General features: G+C 59.7%; 15 protein-coding genes. 8 read left to right on the forward strand and 7 right to left on the reverse strand.

All coding sequences use genetic code 11. From position 1 onward, the window contains the following. A partial coding sequence (locus tag GHO03_RS07185) for a thiamine pyrophosphate-binding protein (protein ID WP_256668443.1) occupies positions 1–644 on the reverse strand: 644 nt, incomplete at its 3' end. Between the two features lie 111 nt (positions 645–755). Here GHO03_RS07185 and GHO03_RS07190 point away from each other — a divergent pair. Further along, on the forward strand, positions 756–1,640 hold the full coding sequence (locus GHO03_RS07190; RefSeq protein ID WP_153399485.1) for a LysR substrate-binding domain-containing protein: 885 nt from the start codon (positions 756–758) through the stop codon (positions 1,638–1,640). Between the two features lie 141 nt (positions 1,641–1,781). After that, positions 1,782–2,834, forward strand: coding sequence for a Fic family protein (locus GHO03_RS07195; protein WP_095003047.1), 1,053 nt, complete (start codon positions 1,782–1,784; stop codon positions 2,832–2,834). A 3-nt stretch (positions 2,835–2,837) separates the two neighbouring features. Here GHO03_RS07195 and GHO03_RS07200 read toward each other — a convergent pair whose 3' ends face one another. Together GHO03_RS07200 and GHO03_RS07205 are read right to left on the reverse strand one after the other, a co-directional pair. After that, the gene (locus tag GHO03_RS07200; protein WP_095025569.1) at positions 2,838–3,455 is read right to left on the reverse strand and encodes an NAD(P)-dependent oxidoreductase; all 618 of its coding nucleotides are present in this window, start codon (positions 3,453–3,455) and stop codon (positions 2,838–2,840) included. Positions 3,456–3,484: 29 nt separating this feature from the next. Next, a complete protein-coding gene (locus GHO03_RS07205) occupies positions 3,485–4,369 on the reverse strand; it encodes an MBL fold metallo-hydrolase (protein WP_133144858.1) in 885 nt (294 codons plus the stop codon). A 112-nt stretch (positions 4,370–4,481) separates the two neighbouring features. Here GHO03_RS07205 and GHO03_RS07210 point away from each other — a divergent pair, with 112 nt between their 5' ends. Then, a complete protein-coding gene (locus GHO03_RS07210) occupies positions 4,482–5,387 on the forward strand; it encodes a LysR family transcriptional regulator (protein ID WP_095024300.1) in 906 nt (301 codons plus the stop codon). A gap of 387 nt (positions 5,388–5,774) precedes the next feature. Here GHO03_RS07210 and GHO03_RS07215 read toward each other — a convergent pair whose 3' ends face one another. Beyond that, positions 5,775–6,656 carry a helix-turn-helix domain-containing protein gene (locus GHO03_RS07215; protein WP_095019411.1) on the reverse strand — a complete coding sequence of 294 codons (882 nt, stop codon included), beginning with the start codon at positions 6,654–6,656 and terminating at the stop codon, positions 5,775–5,777. 173 nt (positions 6,657–6,829) lie between these two features. Between GHO03_RS07215 and pobA the strand changes: the two genes are divergently transcribed. Both pobA and GHO03_RS07225 read left to right on the forward strand, forming a co-directional pair. Next, a complete protein-coding gene (gene pobA, locus GHO03_RS07220) occupies positions 6,830–8,014 on the forward strand; it encodes a 4-hydroxybenzoate 3-monooxygenase (RefSeq protein WP_153399487.1) in 1,185 nt (394 codons plus the stop codon). Between the two features lie 57 nt (positions 8,015–8,071). Continuing rightward, entirely contained in the window at positions 8,072–9,589 is a 1,518-nt protein-coding gene (locus tag GHO03_RS07225) for an MDR family MFS transporter (RefSeq protein WP_095019413.1), read from the forward strand. Between the two features lie 49 nt (positions 9,590–9,638). On the opposite strand, the gene GHO03_RS07230 is transcribed toward GHO03_RS07225, so the two are convergent. The 3 genes from GHO03_RS07230 to GHO03_RS07240 form a co-directional block, all read right to left on the reverse strand. Then, positions 9,639–10,973: a sigma-54 dependent transcriptional regulator gene (locus GHO03_RS07230; RefSeq protein WP_095019414.1), complete on the reverse strand. Its 1,335-nt coding sequence runs from the start codon at positions 10,971–10,973 to the stop codon at positions 9,639–9,641. Positions 10,974–10,976: 3 nt separating this feature from the next. Next, the gene (locus GHO03_RS07235) at positions 10,977–12,731 is read right to left on the reverse strand and encodes an ATP-binding protein (RefSeq protein ID WP_095003105.1); all 1,755 of its coding nucleotides are present in this window, start codon (positions 12,729–12,731) and stop codon (positions 10,977–10,979) included. A 73-nt stretch (positions 12,732–12,804) separates the two neighbouring features. After that, on the reverse strand, positions 12,805–13,530 hold the full coding sequence (locus GHO03_RS07240) for a 4'-phosphopantetheinyl transferase (RefSeq protein WP_095024303.1): 726 nt from the start codon (positions 13,528–13,530) through the stop codon (positions 12,805–12,807). 132 nt (positions 13,531–13,662) lie between these two features. On the opposite strand from GHO03_RS07240, the gene GHO03_RS07245 reads away from it, so the two are divergent. From GHO03_RS07245 to GHO03_RS07255, 3 genes are all read left to right on the forward strand, one after another. Then, positions 13,663–14,340 (forward strand): response regulator, encoded by a 678-nt coding sequence (locus GHO03_RS07245; protein WP_016779832.1) that lies wholly within the window; start codon positions 13,663–13,665, stop codon positions 14,338–14,340. Further along, a complete protein-coding gene (locus GHO03_RS07250; RefSeq protein WP_153399489.1) occupies positions 14,337–15,683 on the forward strand; it encodes an ATP-binding protein in 1,347 nt (448 codons plus the stop codon). Before GHO03_RS07245 ends, GHO03_RS07250 begins: the two co-directional genes overlap by 4 nt. Before the next feature lie 323 nt (positions 15,684–16,006). Next, complete coding sequence (locus GHO03_RS07255) at positions 16,007–17,341, forward strand: dicarboxylate/amino acid:cation symporter (protein WP_095003057.1); 1,335 nt, start codon at positions 16,007–16,009, stop codon at positions 17,339–17,341. The last annotated feature ends 12 nt before the right edge of the window (positions 17,342–17,353 follow it).

Consider the following 17,353-nt stretch of genomic DNA (forward strand, 5'->3'; position numbering starts at 1 on the left):
GCATCGATGGCGCCGCCACCCGCCAGAATCAGCGGGTGTTTGGCCTGGGCCAGAAGCTGGCCCATCTGTTCAATGGCAGCAGGCGCGGCGCCGGGGCGGGCAATGCTCACCGGCAGGCTGGCGAGCAGGGCGTCGGCATTCTCCACCAGCACGTCCAGAGGTATTTCAATATGCACCGGCCGCGGTCGGCCGGCCTGAAACAGGGCAAAGGCCCGGGCCAGTACGCCTGGTAGTTCCGTCGCCGACATCAGCGTATGGGAAAACGCCGCCACCCCGGCCACCAGCGCGCTCTGGTTCGGTAGCTCGTGCAGCTTGCCGCGCCCGCCGCCCAGTTGGCTGCGCGACTGCACACTGGAAATCACCAGCATCGGGATCGAGTCGCCATAGGCCTGGCCCATTGCGGTGGTGATATTGGTCATTCCCGGCCCGGTGATGATAAAACACACCCCCGGTTTGCCGCTGGTGCGTGCATAGCCGTCGGCCATAAAGCCAGCACCCTGCTCATGACGCGGGCTGATGTGGTTGATCGTCGAACCGGCCAGCCCTCGATACAGCTCAACGGTATGCACTCCCGGAATGCCGAACACCTGTTCGACCCCGTACGCCTCCAGCAACTTGACCAATACTTCGCCGCACGTCGCCATGTGTCCTGTTCCTTTTTTGTTCTGGAAAAGACCATTGAAACGGCCGGCTGTGGTACGCACAACGCAAACGTGCTCATACTAGCCATGTCCTGGACTCATGGCTGACCATTGATGAAACGCCTTCCACCACTTCCTGCGCTGCATACGTTTTTGATCACGGCCCAGTGCTGCAACTTCACCCGTGCCGGCGAACAGTTGCATATCACCCAAGGGGCGGTGAGCCGACAAATTGCCGGGCTGGAAGAGCATCTGGGTTACCCGCTGTTCCACCGCCAGGCCCGTGGGCTGAGCCTGACCGAGCAGGGCCAGGCGCTGTACCCGCGTATCGAACAGGTATTCGACCTGATTGGCGAGGCCGTGGAGTACGCCAGCATTCGCCGTACCCCGCTGCAGATCAAGGCACCCACCTGCATGCTGCGCTGGCTGCTACCCAAATTGCTGCATTGGCAAACATTGCGCCCGGATGTGCCGGTGGAACTGACCAGTAGTGTGCAGCACGGGGTGGATTTTCGCCGTGAGGCGTTTGATGCGGCAGTGGTGTACAGCCCGCAGCCAGGGCCCAAGCGACAGGGCAGGCACCTGTTTGACGAACAACTGACCCCGGTGTGTGCCCCGCAGCTGCTGGAGGGTCGCGATGCCATCAACCAGCTGGGCGATCTGACGCAGCACACCCTGCTACATCCCAGCCGAGACCAGCAGGACTGGACCCAGTGGCTGAATGCGGCGGGGGGCGAGGTGTCGGCGATCCGCAAGAGCCAGTACTTCGACACCCTGGACCTGGCCATGACCGTTACCGCCCAGGGCAACGGTGTTGCGATAGGCGACTGGTCATTGATTGGCGACGACCTCAAGGCAGGCCGACTGGCCATGCCTTTCGATTTCAAAGTGCATACCGGCGCCGCCTACCTGCTGGTGTGCTCACCACGCCACGAGGCGTCTGCGCCGTTGCGCGAGTTGCTGGACTGGCTGGTGGAGCAGACGCGCTGCACGGATTAACCCTGTATCGATACAGCCCATTCTCCTGGTGCGGAAAAAATCGCTGTAACAGTTTAAAGGGGGTATTTCTTGAGTAAATGGGGTAAAAACAGTCAATAAAGCCCCATTTAATCCTTTGGATTACCCTATTTAAGGACGTTTATGCACTCGCTCACCGTCGAACATCTGACCCAACTTCGCTTTGACGGCCTGCAGCTTTCAACCCTGAGGGCGCTGGGCGAGTACAGGGGCAAGCAAAAGCTGTTTGTCGCCCAATCGGCAGAAGCGCTCGCAGATCTCAAGCAGCAGGCAGTAATTGAGTCCGCAGAATCATCCAGCCGTCTGGAAGGCGTAATCGTTTCGCCCAGCCGCCTGAAATCCTTGATGATCAAAAATGCCCAGCCTAAAAGTCGCTCCGAGCAGGAAGTTGCCGGCTATCGGGATGCGCTGTCGCTGATACACGAAGCCTGCGATGCCATGCCTTTCTCGGAAGGCACGGTACGCCAGTTACATACGATTCTTTATCGATACTTGCCACAAGAGGGAGGCAGCTGGAAATCAACCAACAACGACATCATCGAGCGTCATCCTGATGGTAGTCTCAGGGTGAGATTCACACCCACTCCCGCTCATCTGACGCCGATGGCCATGAGTGATCTGCTAAGCCGCTATTACAGCGCAAATCAGCAAAAACTTGCCGATCCACTGGTTTTGGTTCCGTTGTGTGTTTTGGACTTTTTGTGTATCCACCCCTTTGCAGACGGCAACGGTCGCGTTGCACGCCTGCTGACTCTCTTGCTGCTCTATCAGTTTGATTACGTCGTAGGCCGTTTCATCAGCCTTGAGCGGATTTTTGAAGACAGCAAGGAGAGCTATTACGAAACCCTGGAGGCCAGCTCTGTTAATTGGCATTCAGGCACTCACGATGCAGGGCCTTGGCTCAATTACTTTTGGGGCGCGCTGATCAAAGCCTATAAAGAGTTTGAAGCGCGGGTTGGAACCATCGAGAAAAAGTACGGTAACAAGAGCAGCCGCGTTCGCATAGCCGTACTGAACCGTTCACTGCCCTTTTCAATCAGCGAGATTGAGCAGGCATGCCCCGGTACGAGCCGAGACACGGTGCGCCTGGTGTTACGCGCTTTGAAATCCGAAGGTTTGATTGAGTCCACCGGCAAGGGGCGAAGCGCGAAATGGCGCAATCGCCCCGTACCCTGAAACTTAATACCCCACCGTAAAGCGCTGGCGGGAATGCTTGGGCTGTTCGACCTCATCGAGCATGGCGATGGCAAAGTCGGCGAAGCTGATCCAGCTTTTGCCTTCGCTGTTGATCAGCAGGCGGTCGCTGCCCAGACGGAACTTGCCCGTGCGTTCGCCTTCGACAAATTCGGCCGAGGGTGACAGGAAGCTCCAGTCCAGGTCTTTTTCGCCGCGCAAGGTGTCGAGGTAGACGCCGCCTGCCGTGGCTTCAGGCCGGTATTCGTCGGGGAAGCCCGGGCTGTCGATGACTTTGGTGTCACCCGGCAGCAACAGTGAGCCTGCACCGCCCACAAACAGCAGGCGTTTGACCCCGGCTTTTTTTACCGGCTCGATAATGGCCGAGGCCGGCAGGGTCGAGAAATGCGCGGCGCTGAGCACCACATCATGGCCAGTGACGGCATCTTGCAGGGCCTGGGCGTTGTTGACATCGACATCCTTGACCACCACTCCCGTACGCTCACCCAGTTTTTTCGAGGCATTGCGGGCAATGGCCGTGACGCTGTGACCACGACGCAGGGCTTCTTCCAGCAGTTGGCTGCCGGCACGACCGGTAGCCCCGATGATTGCGATTTTGCTCATGATATTCTCCAGTGAGTAGGTAGTAGCGTTCACCACTTCATTTCGCCTTTGGCCACCTTGGCACTCAGTTCCAGCGAAGATTCTTCGCCCAGGTCCGGGTAGCGTTTTTTCATGGCCGCTATCAATTCGCCCGAGTTGCGGGCCTTGAGCGCCTCTTCGTCAAACGCCTTGATGTAGTCGCGGGTGAAGTACACCGCTTTCAACGAGCGGTCGCTGTCACCCAGGTAATGGCCCGGTACCACGATTTTCGGTTGCAGGCTGTCGATACGTTTAAGGGTGGCCAGCCATTGCTTGTGCGATTGCGGTGTCTGGGTGTCGGCCATCCATACGTGCAGGTTGTCGGCCACTACCACTCCGCCCACCACCGCCTTGATGGAAGGGATCCATACAAAGGTGCGGTCCGGTTGACGTCCGCTCAGGCCGACGATATCCAGTTCACGCCCTTCAAGGTCCAGGGTGTTGCCCTTGAGCACCTGCGGCACGATCAACTGTTGCGGCATATCGGCCCCCATCTGCGGGCCCCAGAACGCCAGCTTGGCGTCTTTGGTCTGGTTGATATGCTCAACCACCGGCCCCGGGGCCACCACCTTGGCGTCAGGGAACGCCTGGGTCAGGGTCTCCAGGCCGAAGTAGTAGTCCGGGTCGCCGTGGCTGATATAGATGGTGGTCAGGTGTTTGCCGCTGGCGCGAATCTTGTCGACCACCTGGCGGGCCTGGGCCTTGCCAAATTGGACATCGACCAGGATGGCGTCCTTGTCACCACTGATCAGCACCGAAGAAACCGGGAAAATCGCCGCTGCACCGGGGTTGTACACGTCAAGGGTCAAAGGCGCCGGGGCCGCCGCCGCATGGGCTGCAAAACCCAGCATTGCAGCGCTGAGGGCAAAACGGCGAAGGGTGGAAAATCCGCTCATGGGTGATTCCTGAATCAGTGGCCAGGGTTGGCGATGGACAGAGCTTAGTTGCCCGATCGCGAACTAAAAATGCGATGCTTGAACATAGTTTGTTTCAGATATCGGGCAGATCATGGATCGTCTTATTGCAATGCGGGTGTTTGTCACCGTCGTCGACCTCGGTAGCCAGTCTGCGGCAGCCGACCACCTGGATCTGTCGCGCCCCGTGGTGTCGCGTTACCTGGCCGAACTTGAAGAGTGGGTGGGCGCACGCCTGATGCACCGCACCACGCGCAAGCTGAGTCTGACGGCAGCGGGCAATGAAACCCTGCCGCGCTGCCGGCAGTTGCTGGAACTGGCCGACGACATGCAGGCCGCGGTGGAGGTGCCCAGTGATGCGCCGCGGGGGCTGTTGCGGATCAGCGTCAGCACCTCGTTCGGCCAGGCGCAATTGGCGGCGGCAGTCACCGACTACGTACGGCTTTACCCCCAGGTCAGCATCGACCTGCAGATGCTCGATCGTACCGTGAACCTGGTGGATGAACGCATCGACCTGGCAATTCGTACCAGCAATGACCTGGATCCGAGCCTGATTGCCCGCAAGCTGACCGTTTGTCGCTCGGTGCTGTGCGCATCCCCGGCCTATTTACGCCAACACTCGGCGCCGCAGCAGGTCGATGACCTTAGTGGGCACAACTGCCTGACCCATTCCTACTACGGCAAGAGCATGTGGCATTTCACCTGCGAGGGTGAGGAGGTGTCGGTACCGGTGCAGGGCAATATCAGCGCCAATGAAGCCAGCACCCTGTTGAGTGCCACACTGGCTGGCGCGGGAATTTCGCTGCTGCCCAGCTATCAGGCCGGGGTGTTTGTACAGCGCGGTGAGCTGGTGCGCCTGTTGCCCGAAGCAGAACCGCGCCTGATGAACATCTACGCGGTGTACGCCTCACGTAAACATATGCCGGCCACGCTGCGCAGCATGCTCGACTTCCTCGCCGAGCGCTTTACCGACGAACCGGTGTGGGATAAATATCTATAGATACGCTGTTGCAGATCAAGCCCTATTGTGGGAACGAGCCTGCTCGCTCCCACAAGTGCAGTTTTCCCTCGCTGCAGCGGCTACAGGAATTACATGTCTAGTCCATTTGAAGGATGAAATCGGGCACGACCACTCGTACAACTGGCATGGCAAGAACCTGTGTCTGAACTAGCCTCAAAGCTGTGACGTCAAGGGAGCCAATGCCATGACTACCAAAACAAAAACAACATGTATGACTGTTTTTATCGTTTTCGCTGCCGCTGTCCTGTTTGCAAGCGCTTGCTACCGCGCCGAGCAAACCCGCCAGGCAGCCGGATTGATCGCCAGTTGCAATGGCGCGCACTGCAATGCCATGTTCAGCGCTCTGAGGTAGGATGCCCCGGAGTGTCAGGGCGGGCTGATTATGTCAGTCCGCCCGGTTCGAAAAGTACTGGGTGATGTCCCACTCAGGCGTCGGAAAAACCGCGCAAAGTACGCCGGATCTGCAAAACCCAGGCTATCAGCCACTTCGCTGATGGTCATCGGTGTATAAATCAAATGACGCTTGGCCTCCAATAACAACCGCTGGTGAATGATCTGCAACGCCGACTGTCCCGCCAGCTCGCGGCAGATGCTGTTCAAGTGCGCCACTGAAATCCCCACCTGATGTGCCAACTGCTCAACACTGGGCTGCTGGCGAAACTGCGCCTCGACCCGTTGATTGAACAGGCCCAGATACTCGTGCCCCCGTGGTAGCAACTGTCGCGCCTCACGCCGCTGGAGCACCTGGCGTGCCACCCACACCAACAGCACGCTGACCAGCGACTGCAGCAGCATTTCGCGGGCAGGGCGTACGCTGTCGTATTCGCTTTGCAGCTCACTGAACAGGTTGTTGAGGTAATCACTGTCCTTGCCTGCGGGGTAACTGGCGACCCGCTGCAACAGACTGATGTTGTCGCCCAGCTGGGCTTGCAACTGCGCCACCAACGGCGCGGCCAGGGTCAGGACAAAGCCTTCTACGTTGGGCGAAAACTCAAACCCGTGCACGCACAAAGGCGGGATAACCTGAACCGCCGATTGCTCCAGGATATGGCGCTGCCCCTCGACCTCAACCTGCGCCCGACCCTGGTGGACATAGAGCAACTGGCACAGGTCGGCGTGCCTGTGCGGGCGGATCTCCCAATCGTGGACGCGGCTGCGCAGCGATATGGTTTCGCAGTGCAGCAGATCGGGGCCAAGCCGGTCTTGCTGCTCGCCATAAAGCTTGAACACCGGGACTGAAGGAATCATTGGCGTCGTACCTGTTGTCGTATCGTCGGCCGATAATCGCACTAATTGGCGAAAAGTACCGGTAATCCCAGGGTTATCACCTTCAATTGCTGCTCTCGCAAGCGAAAAATACAGGCACTAACCTATAAGAATCTACTCACCCCTTGGGGTCGAGTCTGCGAGAGACAACAATAATGAGAACTCAAGTCGCTATTATCGGTGCCGGTCCTTCAGGGCTGCTGCTTGGCCAACTGCTGCACAACGCCGGGATTGATAACGTCATCATCGAGCGCCAGACCGGCGAATATGTCCTCGGGCGGATTCGCGCCGGGGTGCTGGAGCAGGGCATGGTCGACCTGTTGCGCCAGGCCGGTGTCAGCCAGCGCATGGACGCCGAAGGGTTGGTGCATGCGGGCTTTGAGCTGGCGCTGGATGATCGCCAGGTGCATATCGACCTCAAGGGCCTGACCGGCGGCAAGACCGTGATGGTCTATGGCCAGACCGAAGTCACCCGCGACCTGATGGACGCTCGCGAGGCCGTCGGCGCACAAACCCTTTACAGCGCCAGCAACGTCCAGCCCCACGATATGAAAACCGATACGCCTTATGTCACCTTCGATAAAGAGGGCGAAAGCTGGCGCCTGGACTGCGATTACATTGCGGGCTGCGATGGTTTTCACGGGGTGGCGCGCCAGTCGATTCCGAGTGATGTACTGAAAATTTTCGAACGGGTGTATCCCTTCGGCTGGCTCGGTGTATTGGCCGAGACTCCACCGGTCAATGACGAACTGGTGTATGCCCGCCACGAGCGCGGTTTTGCCCTGTGCAGTCAGCGCTCGGCCAGCCGTAGCCGTTATTACCTGCAGGTTCCTGCTGGGGAGAAGGTCGAGGACTGGTCCGACCAGCGCTTCTGGGACGAGCTGAAAACCCGCCTGCCCACGGCTCTGGCCGAACGCCTGGTGACCGGGCCTTCCCTCGAGAAAAGTATCGCGCCGCTACGCAGTTTTGTCGTTGAGCCGATGCAGTACGGGCGCCTGTTTCTGCTGGGGGATGCCGCTCATATCGTGCCGCCGACCGGGGCCAAGGGTTTGAACCTGGCGGCCAGCGATGTCAGCACCCTGTTCACTATGTTGTGCAAGGTCTACACCGAGGGCCGCACCGACTTGCTGGAGCGCTATTCCGAGGTGTGCCTGCGGCGTATCTGGAAGGCCGAGCGCTTCTCTTGGCGGATGACCTCGATGTTGCACCGTTTTCCGGACAGCGACGGCTTCAGCCAGCGCATTACTGACAGCGAGCTGGCGTATTTCGTCGACTCCGAGGCAGGCCGCACCACCATTGCAGAAAATTACGTCGGGCTCCCTTACGAAGCTATCGAATAGGATCCTATCGAGTACACTGAGGGCCATCCGATACAAGCTTCGCCTACAGGTGTTCACGTGACCAGTCTGAACCAGCCTCCCCAGGCCAAACCGGCCATTCGCAGCATTTTGATTGCCCTGATGCTGGCGATTTTTCTGGGGGCGCTGGATCAGACCATCGTCGCCGTCTCCATGCCCGCCATTTCCGCCCAGTTCAAGGATGTCAGCCAGCTGGCGTGGGTGATTTCCGGCTATATGGTGGCCATGACCGTGGCGGTGCCGATCTACGGCAAGCTCGGTGACCTGTACGGGCGCCGCCGCCTGATGCTGTTCGGCATGGGCCTGTTTACCCTGGCTTCGCTGTTTTGCGGGCTGGCACAGAACATGGAGCAGTTGGTGCTGGCGCGGATCATTCAGGGCATTGGCGCCGGCGGGATGATTTCGGTCAGCCAGGCGATCATCGGCGATATCGTCCCGCCCCGTGAACGCGGCCGCTACCAGGGGTACTTCAGCAGCATGTATGCCCTGGCCAGCGTTGCCGGGCCGGTGCTGGGCGGTTATATGACCGAGTACCTGTCATGGCGCTGGGTATTCCTGATCAACCTGCCGCTGGGGCTGGCGGCCTGGTGGATCTCCCACCGTACCCTGGTCGGCCTGCCGGTGCCGCAGCGCAAACCCGTGATTGACTACCTGGGCACTATGTTGATGATCCTGGGCCTGACTTCACTGCTGCTGAGCATCACCTTTATCGGTCAGGGCCAAAGCTGGCATGACCAACAGGTCGCAGGCTTTCTGGTGGTGGCGCTGATCGCCCTGGCGCTGTTTGTCTGGCATGAACGGCGCACGCCAGAGCCGTTGCTGCCCATGCACCTGTTTGCCAACCGCCATGCGGTGCTGTGCTGGTGCACGGTTTTTTTCACCAGTTTTCAGGCTATTTCGCTGATTGTGTTGATGCCGCTGCGCTATCAGAGCATCACTGGCGCCGGTGCCGACAGCGCGGCCCTGCACCTGTTGCCGCTGGCCATCGGGTTGCCGATGGGGGCTTATTTTGCCGGTCGCATGACTTCGGTAACCGGGCGCTACAAACCGATGATCTTGAGCGGGGCGGCGCTGATGCCCCTGTCCATTTTGGGCATGGCATTCAGCCCGCCCGGCGCCGAGTTGTTGAGCGGGGTGTTTATGCTGTTCAGCGGGATAGCTTCCGGCATGCAGTTCCCGACGTCGCTGGTGGGCGCGCAGAACTCGGTGCAACAGCATGATATTGGCGTGGCGACCAGCACCACCAACCTGTTTCGTGCCCTGGGCGGGGCGATGGGGGTGGCCTTGATGTCGGCCCTGCTGCTGGCATTGCTGCATGACTCGTTACCGGTACCGGTCATGGGCCAGCCGCTGATTGGCGAAGGCAGCTCGGGCAATGTACTGCTCGACAGTCTGAGCGCGGTTCAGGGGCCGGCGCTGCAAAGCCTGAGAGCAGAACTGCTGCTGACCTTCCGTCATCTGTTGAGCATCAGTGCGGCAGTGTCATTGCTGGGGCTGGCGGCGGCGCTGGCGATGCCCGACCAGGTACTGCGCGGGCGTGAGGACAAGGCGCGCTAGGGCTGAACAAAAGCCCCGCGTCCCTCTCCCGAAAGGCCAGGGGGGTGGTTTATTCGGCACTTAAAAATGCTTCACGCGCCAACCCGTGGCGTTGCATTTTCTCATTCAGGGTACGTCGCGGCAGCTGCAGCTCATTGAGCACTGCCTTGATATCACCTTTATGCCGGGTCAGCGCCGCGCGCAGGCACTGCGCCTCGAAGGCTTCCTGTTGCGCCACCAGTGATTGCCCCGCGTCGGTGTCGGGCAATTGCGGCTCGCCCAAACCCAGCACATCCCGCTCGGCTACGTTGGCCAGCTCGCGCACATTGCCTGGCCAGGCATGGCTGAGCAGACGCGACAGCTGCGGGCCGCTCAGCACTTGTGCACTGCGCCCCAGGCGTTCAGCGGCATTGCGTGAAAAGGCGTCGTACAACAAGGGAATATCCTCGCGCCGCTCACGCAGCGGCGCCAGGCGTAATTCGGCCACGGTCAGGCGATAGGCCAGGTCTTCACGAAAGCGTCCGGCGCGGGCTTCGTCGAGCAGGTCGGGTTTGGTGGCGGCAACCACCCGCAAGTTCACGTTGATGCTCTGGTTGGAGCCCAGACGCTCGAGTTTTTGCTCCTGCAGCACTCGCAGCAGTTTGGCTTGCTGGGCCAGTGGCATGCTTTCGATTTCATCCAGAAACAAGGTGCCACCATCGGCGTACTCCAGCTTGCCGATGCGCTTGCCCTGGGCGCCGGTAAAGGCGCCGCTTTCATGGCCGAACAATTCGGCTTCAAACAGTTGCTCGGGGATTGCCGAGCAGTTGAGGGCCACAAAGGGCTTGTCGGCACGTGGGCCAAAATCATGCAGGCAGCGGGCGACCAGCTCCTTGCCGCTGCCGGTCTCGCCGCGAATCAACACATTGACGGGCAGAGGCGCCAGTTCCAGGACCTGACGGCGCAAGGTCTGCAAGCTGCGCGATACCCCAAGCAGGCGCCCGTCGATCTGCTCACGCAGGTCTGCCTGCTCATGCAAACGGCGGTTTTCCAGTACCAGTTGGCGCTTTTCCAGCGCGCGGCGCAGGCTGCTGAGCAGGGCTTCGGGGCTGAAGGGCTTTTCCAGAAAGTCGTAGGCACCATCACGCATGGCCTCCACGGCCATGGGTACATCGCCATGGCCGGTCAGCAAGATCACCGGCAAATCCGCGTCCAGTTGCTGCAACCGGGTCAGCAGGGCCAGGCCGCCCATGCCCGGCATGCGCACATCGCTGACAATCACTCCGGCAAAATGCGCAGGCAACCGGTGCAGACAGTCTTCGGCGTTGTTGAAAAGCTGCACGTCAAAGCCGCTCAAGCTCAGCCACTGTTCGACGGCATTGCGAATACTGGCCTCATCATCGACCACGATCACCGAGTTGAGCATGTCTCAAGATTCCTGTGCGATGGGCAGTGTCAGCGTGAATTGCGCGCCATCAACGTGATTGCAAGCAGTCAGGCGACCACCGATTTCATGAACAATGGCGTATGACACCGCCAGGCCCAAGCCTAATCCATCGCCCACGGGTTTGGTGGTGAAGAACGGGTCGAAAATTTTACCCAAATATTCATCGGCAATTCCGCCGCCGCTGTCAGTGACGGTCAGGCGCCACAGTTGCTGGTCGGCTTCGATACGGATCTCAAGGTGTTTACGCGGTTTGTCGCCCATGGCGTCCAGGGCATTGCGCAGCAGGTTGATCAGTACCTGCTCCAGGCGAATTGCGTCGCCACGCACCCAGGCCGGACGCTGCAGATTGACGCGCAAGTCGATCTGTTCGTCCTTCAGGCGCGGCTCCAGCAGTTGCAGGGACTGATCCACCACATTAGCCAGATCCAGTTTTTCACGCAGGCCGCTGGGGCTTTGCCTGGCGTAGGTTTTCAGGTGGCCGGTGAGGGCGGCCATACGTGTGAGCATCTGCTCCAGGGGTTCCAGGGCTTTGTAGGCGTCATCGATACGACCGTGATCGAGCAACAGGCGCAAGGTCGCCAGCTGCATGCGCTGGGCGGTGAGGGGCTGGTTGATTTCATGGGCCAGCGCCGCTGACATTTGCCCCAGCGCCGCCAGTTTGGCGGATTGCACCAGGCCATCCTGGGCGGTGCGCAGATCCCGGGTACGGGCCTCGACCAGTTGTTCAAGTTCTGCCCGATTGCGCTGGCGCAAACGGGCGAGCCGCCAGCGCTGGAGTAAAAACAGCCCCAGAAATACCAGCGTCAGCCACAGGCCGATTGCCGCCAGGGCGGCATTGCGGCTGTCTTCGGCCGGTATTGCCGGGCGACGCAGCAAGTGCAGCGTCCAGCCCTCGATGTTCAGGGGTTGCGAGCCCCACAGGTAGTCGGCCTGGCCCTGCGGGCCATTGACGCGGCTCAGGTAGCTGTTTTCACCAAAACTGTGCAAGGTCTGCGAGGTCATCAGCGTTAGCGGTTGCTTGTCGTATTGTCGCGTCACGCTGATGGCGCTGCGGTCGCGGTCGTTCAGCTCGCGCAGGTGGCGATAGCGCCAGCCGGGCTGATTGGCAATAAATACAATGCCCCGGTTGTCACTGACCAGCAGCGTGTCGCTGCCGTGGCTCCACTCGCGCTCCAGTTCCGGAAACTCCAGTTTGACCACCATGGCGCCCAGAAACCGGCCGTCGGCACCCTGTACCGCGCTGGACATAAAGTAACCCGGTATGCCGCTGGTTACGCCCACGGCATAAAAGCTGCCGGTACCCTGGCTGCGTGTCTGGCTGAAATACGGGCGGAACGCGTAGTTGTGACCGACGTAACTATTGGACGTGTTCCAGTTGCTGGCGGCTACTGCCAGGCCGGTGCTGTCGAGCAACTCCAGTGTCGAAGATTGTGCTGCACCGTTGATACGTTCCAGCTTGCGGTTGAGCAGCGCCTGCACCTGTGGCGTCATGGGGTGCGCCAGTGCGTCCGACAACTCCGGGTCCAGTGCCAGTACGGCTGGCAGGGCGCGATAGCGTTCGATCACCGTGTACAGCGAATTGGCATACAGGCTCAATTGTTCAGGCCCGCGCCTGGCGCTCTCTTCCAGTGCGTGCTGTTTGGCCTGACGCATCGCCCAGCCGCCAGCCAGAATGGCTCCGGCCAGGATCAACAGGCAATACAGCGCCAGACGCAGGGCGCGAGACGTCACAGGCATGGTGGCAAACCGTTCGAACAGGGGCGCGCACGATAGCATGGCGGGCGTATCCCGCGGCCACAGGGCAACGGGGTCAGGCTTTTATCGCCACCACGCTGAGCAGTTGCCCGTCCAGCAGGCAAAACTGCGCATCCAGCTCACTGCCATGTTGCCACTCAGGTGACAAGTCGGTGAGCAGGCGCAGGCGTACATGCCCTTGGGGGGTCCAGTTCAACACTTCGGCGTGTTCAAAGTAGAAGCGTTTTTGCACCAGCGGGTATAGCGCCTTGAACAGGCTTTCCTTGACCGAAAACGTCAAGGTGACCAGCAGCGCAATCTGATCTGCAGGCCCGGCGGCCATACGCACAAGCTCATCGGGAGTAAGGATTTCCTTGGCCAGGCGCCTGGCGCGTTCGAGACTGAGCAGGGTTTCCAGGTCGATGCCCAGGGCCTGCCAGTCACGTTTAAAGGCTACCAGTGCCCCGGCGCGGCCGTTGCTGTGGGTGATGGCGCCGCTGATATGGTCTGGCCACACGGGCGCGCGGTCTTCACCCAGGGCGGGAGCCACGCAAGTGCCATCCAGTTGCCGCAGCGCTGCGCGGGCGCACAGGCGCCCGGCCAGAAATTCGGCTTGGCGTTTGGCCACTGAGCGTTGAATACTCGCAGGCATATCGATTGCACTGCGGGCAAAGTCGTCGTCTTCAAGCTGTGCCGGGATAAAGTCTGTGCTCAGCCACACACTGGCGGGCAGGACCTCTGGCAAGGGCCAGTCGTCACGCAATGGCGTGCAGCAGGCAGGCAGGGCGGGGAGTCGGTTCATGCCGGGCATTGTGCCGGGGCTTGGCCCGGCTGTGCAATTGTTCAGAGTATGTTCAGGGCACACAACTTACTGTGTGGCTAGGCTGTATGGGACACACGTCCTTCGAGACGCGGATTGGCTTGGGAGAGCGCGATGAAATTGCTGGTGGTTGAAGATGAGGCGTTGCTGCGCCATCACTTGCAAACCCGTCTGACAGAAAGTGGCCATGTGGTCGAAGCGGTGGCCAATGCCGAAGAGGCGCTGTACCAGACCGAACAGTTCAATCATGACCTGGCGATGATTGACCTGGGTTTGCCGGGGCTCGGTGGCCTGGAACTGATTCGCCAGTTGCGTGCCCGGGGCAAGACGTTTCCGATCCTGATTCTCACCGCCCGTGGCAATTGGCAGGACAAGGTCGAAGGGCTGGCAGCGGGCGCTGACGACTATGTGGTCAAGCCCTTTCAGTTCGAAGAGCTGGATGCGCGGCTCAATGCCTTGCTGCGCCGCTCCAGTGGCTTTACCCAGCCGACGATAGTGGCGGGGGCGCTGGTGCTGGACATCAACCGCAAGCAGGCGGTGCTCGACGGCGAGCCGCTGGCGCTGACCGCTTATGAATACCGGATTCTTGAATACCTGATGCGCCATCACCAGCAAGTGGTGGCCAAGGACCGACTGATGGAACAGCTGTACCCGGATGACGAGGAGCGTGATCCGAATGTGATCGAGGTGCTGGTCGGGCGCCTGCGACGCAAGCTGGAGGGGGCAAACGGCTTTAAGCCAATCGATACGGTGCGCGGCCTGGGGTACTTGTTTACTGAGCGCTGCCGATGATTCGTTCGCTTCGCGTTCGATTGATGCTGGCGGCAACCCTGTTGGCCGTGTTGTTTATGCTGGCGCTGTTGCCGGCGATGCAGGGAGCGTTCAGTCTGGCGCTCAAGGACGCCATAGAGCAGCGCCTGGCGTCAGATGTCACCACGCTGATTTCAGCGGCAAAGATGGAAAAGAACCGCCTCAAGATGCCGGCGTTGCTGCCCGATGAGCAGTTCGATCTGCCGGACAGTCGCCTGCTGGGTTATATCTATGACCGCGACGGGCACCTGGTGTGGCGCTCGCGGGCCACTCAGGAAGAAACCATCAATTACCGGCCGCGCTATGACGGGCGCGGCAACGAGTTTGCAAGTATTCGCGAAGATAACGGCGAAGAGTTTTTTGTCTACGACGTAGAGGTCAAGTTGCTCGGTGGCAAAAGTGCTGCCTTCAGCTTTGTCGCCCTGCAACCGATGCGCGAATACAACCGCACACTGGAAGGCCTGCGGGAAAATCTTTATCTGGGGTTCGGCGCAGCTTTGATTGTGCTGCTGGCATTGCTATGGATTGGTCTGACGTGGGGGTTACGTGCCTTGCGACGTTTGAGTCAGGAACTGGATGAAATCGAAACCGGCGAGCGCGACAGCCTCAGCGAGCAGCACCCGCGTGAGCTGCTGCGCCTGACCGGCTCGTTGAACCGCTTGCTGCAAAGCGAGCGCGAACAGCGCTCACGTTATCGCGATTCTCTTGATGACCTGGCCCACAGCCTGAAAACCCCGCTGGCGGTATTGCAGGGCGTGAGCGAAAGCATGGCCCAGCGCCCGGCTGACCGTGAACAGGCCTGGGTCCTGCAAAGCCAGATCGAGCGCATGAACCAGCAAATCGGCTATCAGTTGCAGCGTGCCAGCTTGCGCAAGAGTGGTCTGGTACGTCACCAGGTCGAACTGCTGCCGGTGGTACAGAGCTTGTGCAATACGCTGGACAAGGTCTATCGCGACAAGGGGGTCAAGGTCAGCTATGACATCCCTGAGCTGAGCCATGTGCCGATCGAGCAGAATGCCTTGTTGGAATTACTGGGCAACTTGCTGGAAAACGCCTACAGGCTGTGCTTGAGCCAGGTACGTATCAGCCTGCACCGTAACGTTCACGGCATTGAGGTCTGCGTCGAAGATGACGGTCCTGGAGTGCCGCCGGATCAGAGTGCGCGCATCCTGCAGCGCGGCGAACGGCTTGACCGCCAGCATCCGGGGCAGGGCATTGGTCTGGCGGTGGTCAAGGACATCATTGAAAGCTATGACGCCACCTTGACCCTGGAAGATTCCTCGTTGGGCGGCGCGGCGTTCAGGATTTATTTCCCGGCGGGCTAATCGACGAACCCTGGTAGCTGCTACGGGAGTACGTGGGGTTCAGGCGGATATCCGCCACCTTCTGCGTTTCAACACGCCCAATGGGCGGAATCCCGCCAAACCCTGACCTGCAAAATATATAAGAATTTTCCTTCAAACTCAGGCGCCATGGGCTATTGCGCGGCATTTGCGCAATGTGGCCCACGGCTTGCAATAAGTGCGAGAGGGCTGCCGTAAGAGCAGCCCCAAAAACAAATCCCTCCAAGTACAGGAGGGTTCGCGCTTTAGGTGTCACCAGTCTCAGACGGAATGATGATTGAGTGATGCACTTGAGGAACTTTGCAATGACGACTCGTCAGCCACTGTACAAATCCCTGTATGTGCAAGTAATCGTAGCGATCGCTATCGGTATCTTGTTGGGCCATTACTACCCGGAAACCGGTGTTGCCCTCAAGCCGTTGGGTGATGGCTTTATCAAACTGATCAAGATGGTCATCGCGCCCATTATTTTCTGTACGGTGGTGAGCGGTATTGCCGGCATGCAGAGCATGAAATCGGTCGGCAAAACCGGCGGCTATGCCTTGCTCTACTTCGAAGTCGTGTCGACTATCGCGCTGCTGATCGGCCTGGTTGTGGTTAACGTGGTTCAGCCTGGCGCAGGCATGCATATTGACGTGTCGACCCTGGATGCCAGCAAAATTGCCGGTTACGTGTCGGCAGGTGCAGACCAGAGCATCGTAGGCTTTATCCTCAACGTGATCCCGTCGACCATTGTTGGCGCCTTCGCCAATGGCGATATCCTGCAAGTGCTGATGTTCTCGGTGATTTTCGGTTTCGCCCTGCATCGCCTGGGTGCCTACGGCAAGCCGGTACTGGACTTTATCGATCGCTTCGCTCACGTGATGTTCAATATCATCAACATGATCATGAAGCTGGCACCCCTCGGTGCGCTGGGCGCGATGGCCTTCACCATCGGCGCTTACGGCGTAGGCTCGCTGGTTCAGCTGGGTCAGTTGATGATCTGCTTCTACATCACTTGCGTGCTGTTCGTGCTGATCGTGCTGGGCGGTATTGCCCGCGCTCACGGTTTCAGCGTTTTGAAGCTGATCCGCTACATCCGTGAAGAGCTGCTGATCGTACTGGGTACGTCCTCGTCGGAATCGGCCCTGCCACGCATGCTGGTGAAAATGGAGCGCCTGGGCGCGAAGAAATCGGTAGTGGGTCTGGTGATCCCGACCGGTTACTCGTTCAACCTCGACGGTACTTCGATCTACCTGACCATGGCGGCCGTGTTTATCGCCCAGGCGACTGACACCCATATGGATATCACCCATCAGATCACTCTGTTGCTGGTGCTGTTGCTGTCGTCCAAAGGTGCTGCTGGCGTCACCGGTAGTGGTTTTATCGTACTGGCGGCAACCCTGTCGGCTGTAGGGCACTTGCCGGTAGCCGGTCTGGCGCTGATCCTGGGTATCGACCGCTTCATGTCCGAAGCCCGCGCCCTGACCAACCTGATCGGTAACGCGGTAGCAACCCTGGTGGTGGCCAAGTGGGTCAAGGAACTGGACACCGACACCCTGCAAACCGAGCTGAACTCTGGCGGCCGTCCGCTGGAGGATACCCGTCCGCAAGATGATCTGGGTGTGGCTGAAGGCCCGGCCCCGGTGTTGCTCAAGTAAGTTTGAGTGCAT

Source organism: Pseudomonas sp. FSL R10-1339, assembly GCF_009600545.1.
GTDB lineage: Bacteria > Pseudomonadota > Gammaproteobacteria > Pseudomonadales > Pseudomonadaceae > Aquipseudomonas > Aquipseudomonas bubulae.

Bases quoted from the DNA above. Each gene is read 5' to 3' on its own strand.
- GHO03_RS07190 (WP_153399485.1), top strand. From the start codon at position 756: ATGAAACGCCTTCCACCACTTCCTGCGCTGCATACGTTTTTGATCACG.
- GHO03_RS07195 (WP_095003047.1), top strand. From the start codon at position 1,782: ATGCACTCGCTCACCGTCGAACATCTGACCCAACTTCGCTTTGACGGC.
- GHO03_RS07200 (WP_095025569.1), bottom strand. From the start codon at position 3,455: ATGAGCAAAATCGCAATCATCGGGGCTACCGGTCGTGCCGGCAGCCAA.
- GHO03_RS07205 (WP_133144858.1), bottom strand. From the start codon at position 4,369: ATGAGCGGATTTTCCACCCTTCGCCGTTTTGCCCTCAGCGCTGCAATG.
- GHO03_RS07210 (WP_095024300.1), top strand. From the start codon at position 4,482: ATGGATCGTCTTATTGCAATGCGGGTGTTTGTCACCGTCGTCGACCTC.
- GHO03_RS07215 (WP_095019411.1), bottom strand. From the start codon at position 6,656: ATGATTCCTTCAGTCCCGGTGTTCAAGCTTTATGGCGAGCAGCAAGAC.
- pobA (WP_153399487.1), top strand. From the start codon at position 6,830: ATGAGAACTCAAGTCGCTATTATCGGTGCCGGTCCTTCAGGGCTGCTG.
- GHO03_RS07230 (WP_095019414.1), bottom strand. From the start codon at position 10,973: ATGCTCAACTCGGTGATCGTGGTCGATGATGAGGCCAGTATTCGCAAT.
- GHO03_RS07235 (WP_095003105.1), bottom strand. From the start codon at position 12,731: ATGCCTGTGACGTCTCGCGCCCTGCGTCTGGCGCTGTATTGCCTGTTG.
- GHO03_RS07240 (WP_095024303.1), bottom strand. From the start codon at position 13,530: ATGAACCGACTCCCCGCCCTGCCTGCCTGCTGCACGCCATTGCGTGAC.
- GHO03_RS07245 (WP_016779832.1), top strand. From the start codon at position 13,663: ATGAAATTGCTGGTGGTTGAAGATGAGGCGTTGCTGCGCCATCACTTG.
- GHO03_RS07250 (WP_153399489.1), top strand. From the start codon at position 14,337: ATGATTCGTTCGCTTCGCGTTCGATTGATGCTGGCGGCAACCCTGTTG.
- GHO03_RS07255 (WP_095003057.1), top strand. From the start codon at position 16,007: ATGACGACTCGTCAGCCACTGTACAAATCCCTGTATGTGCAAGTAATC.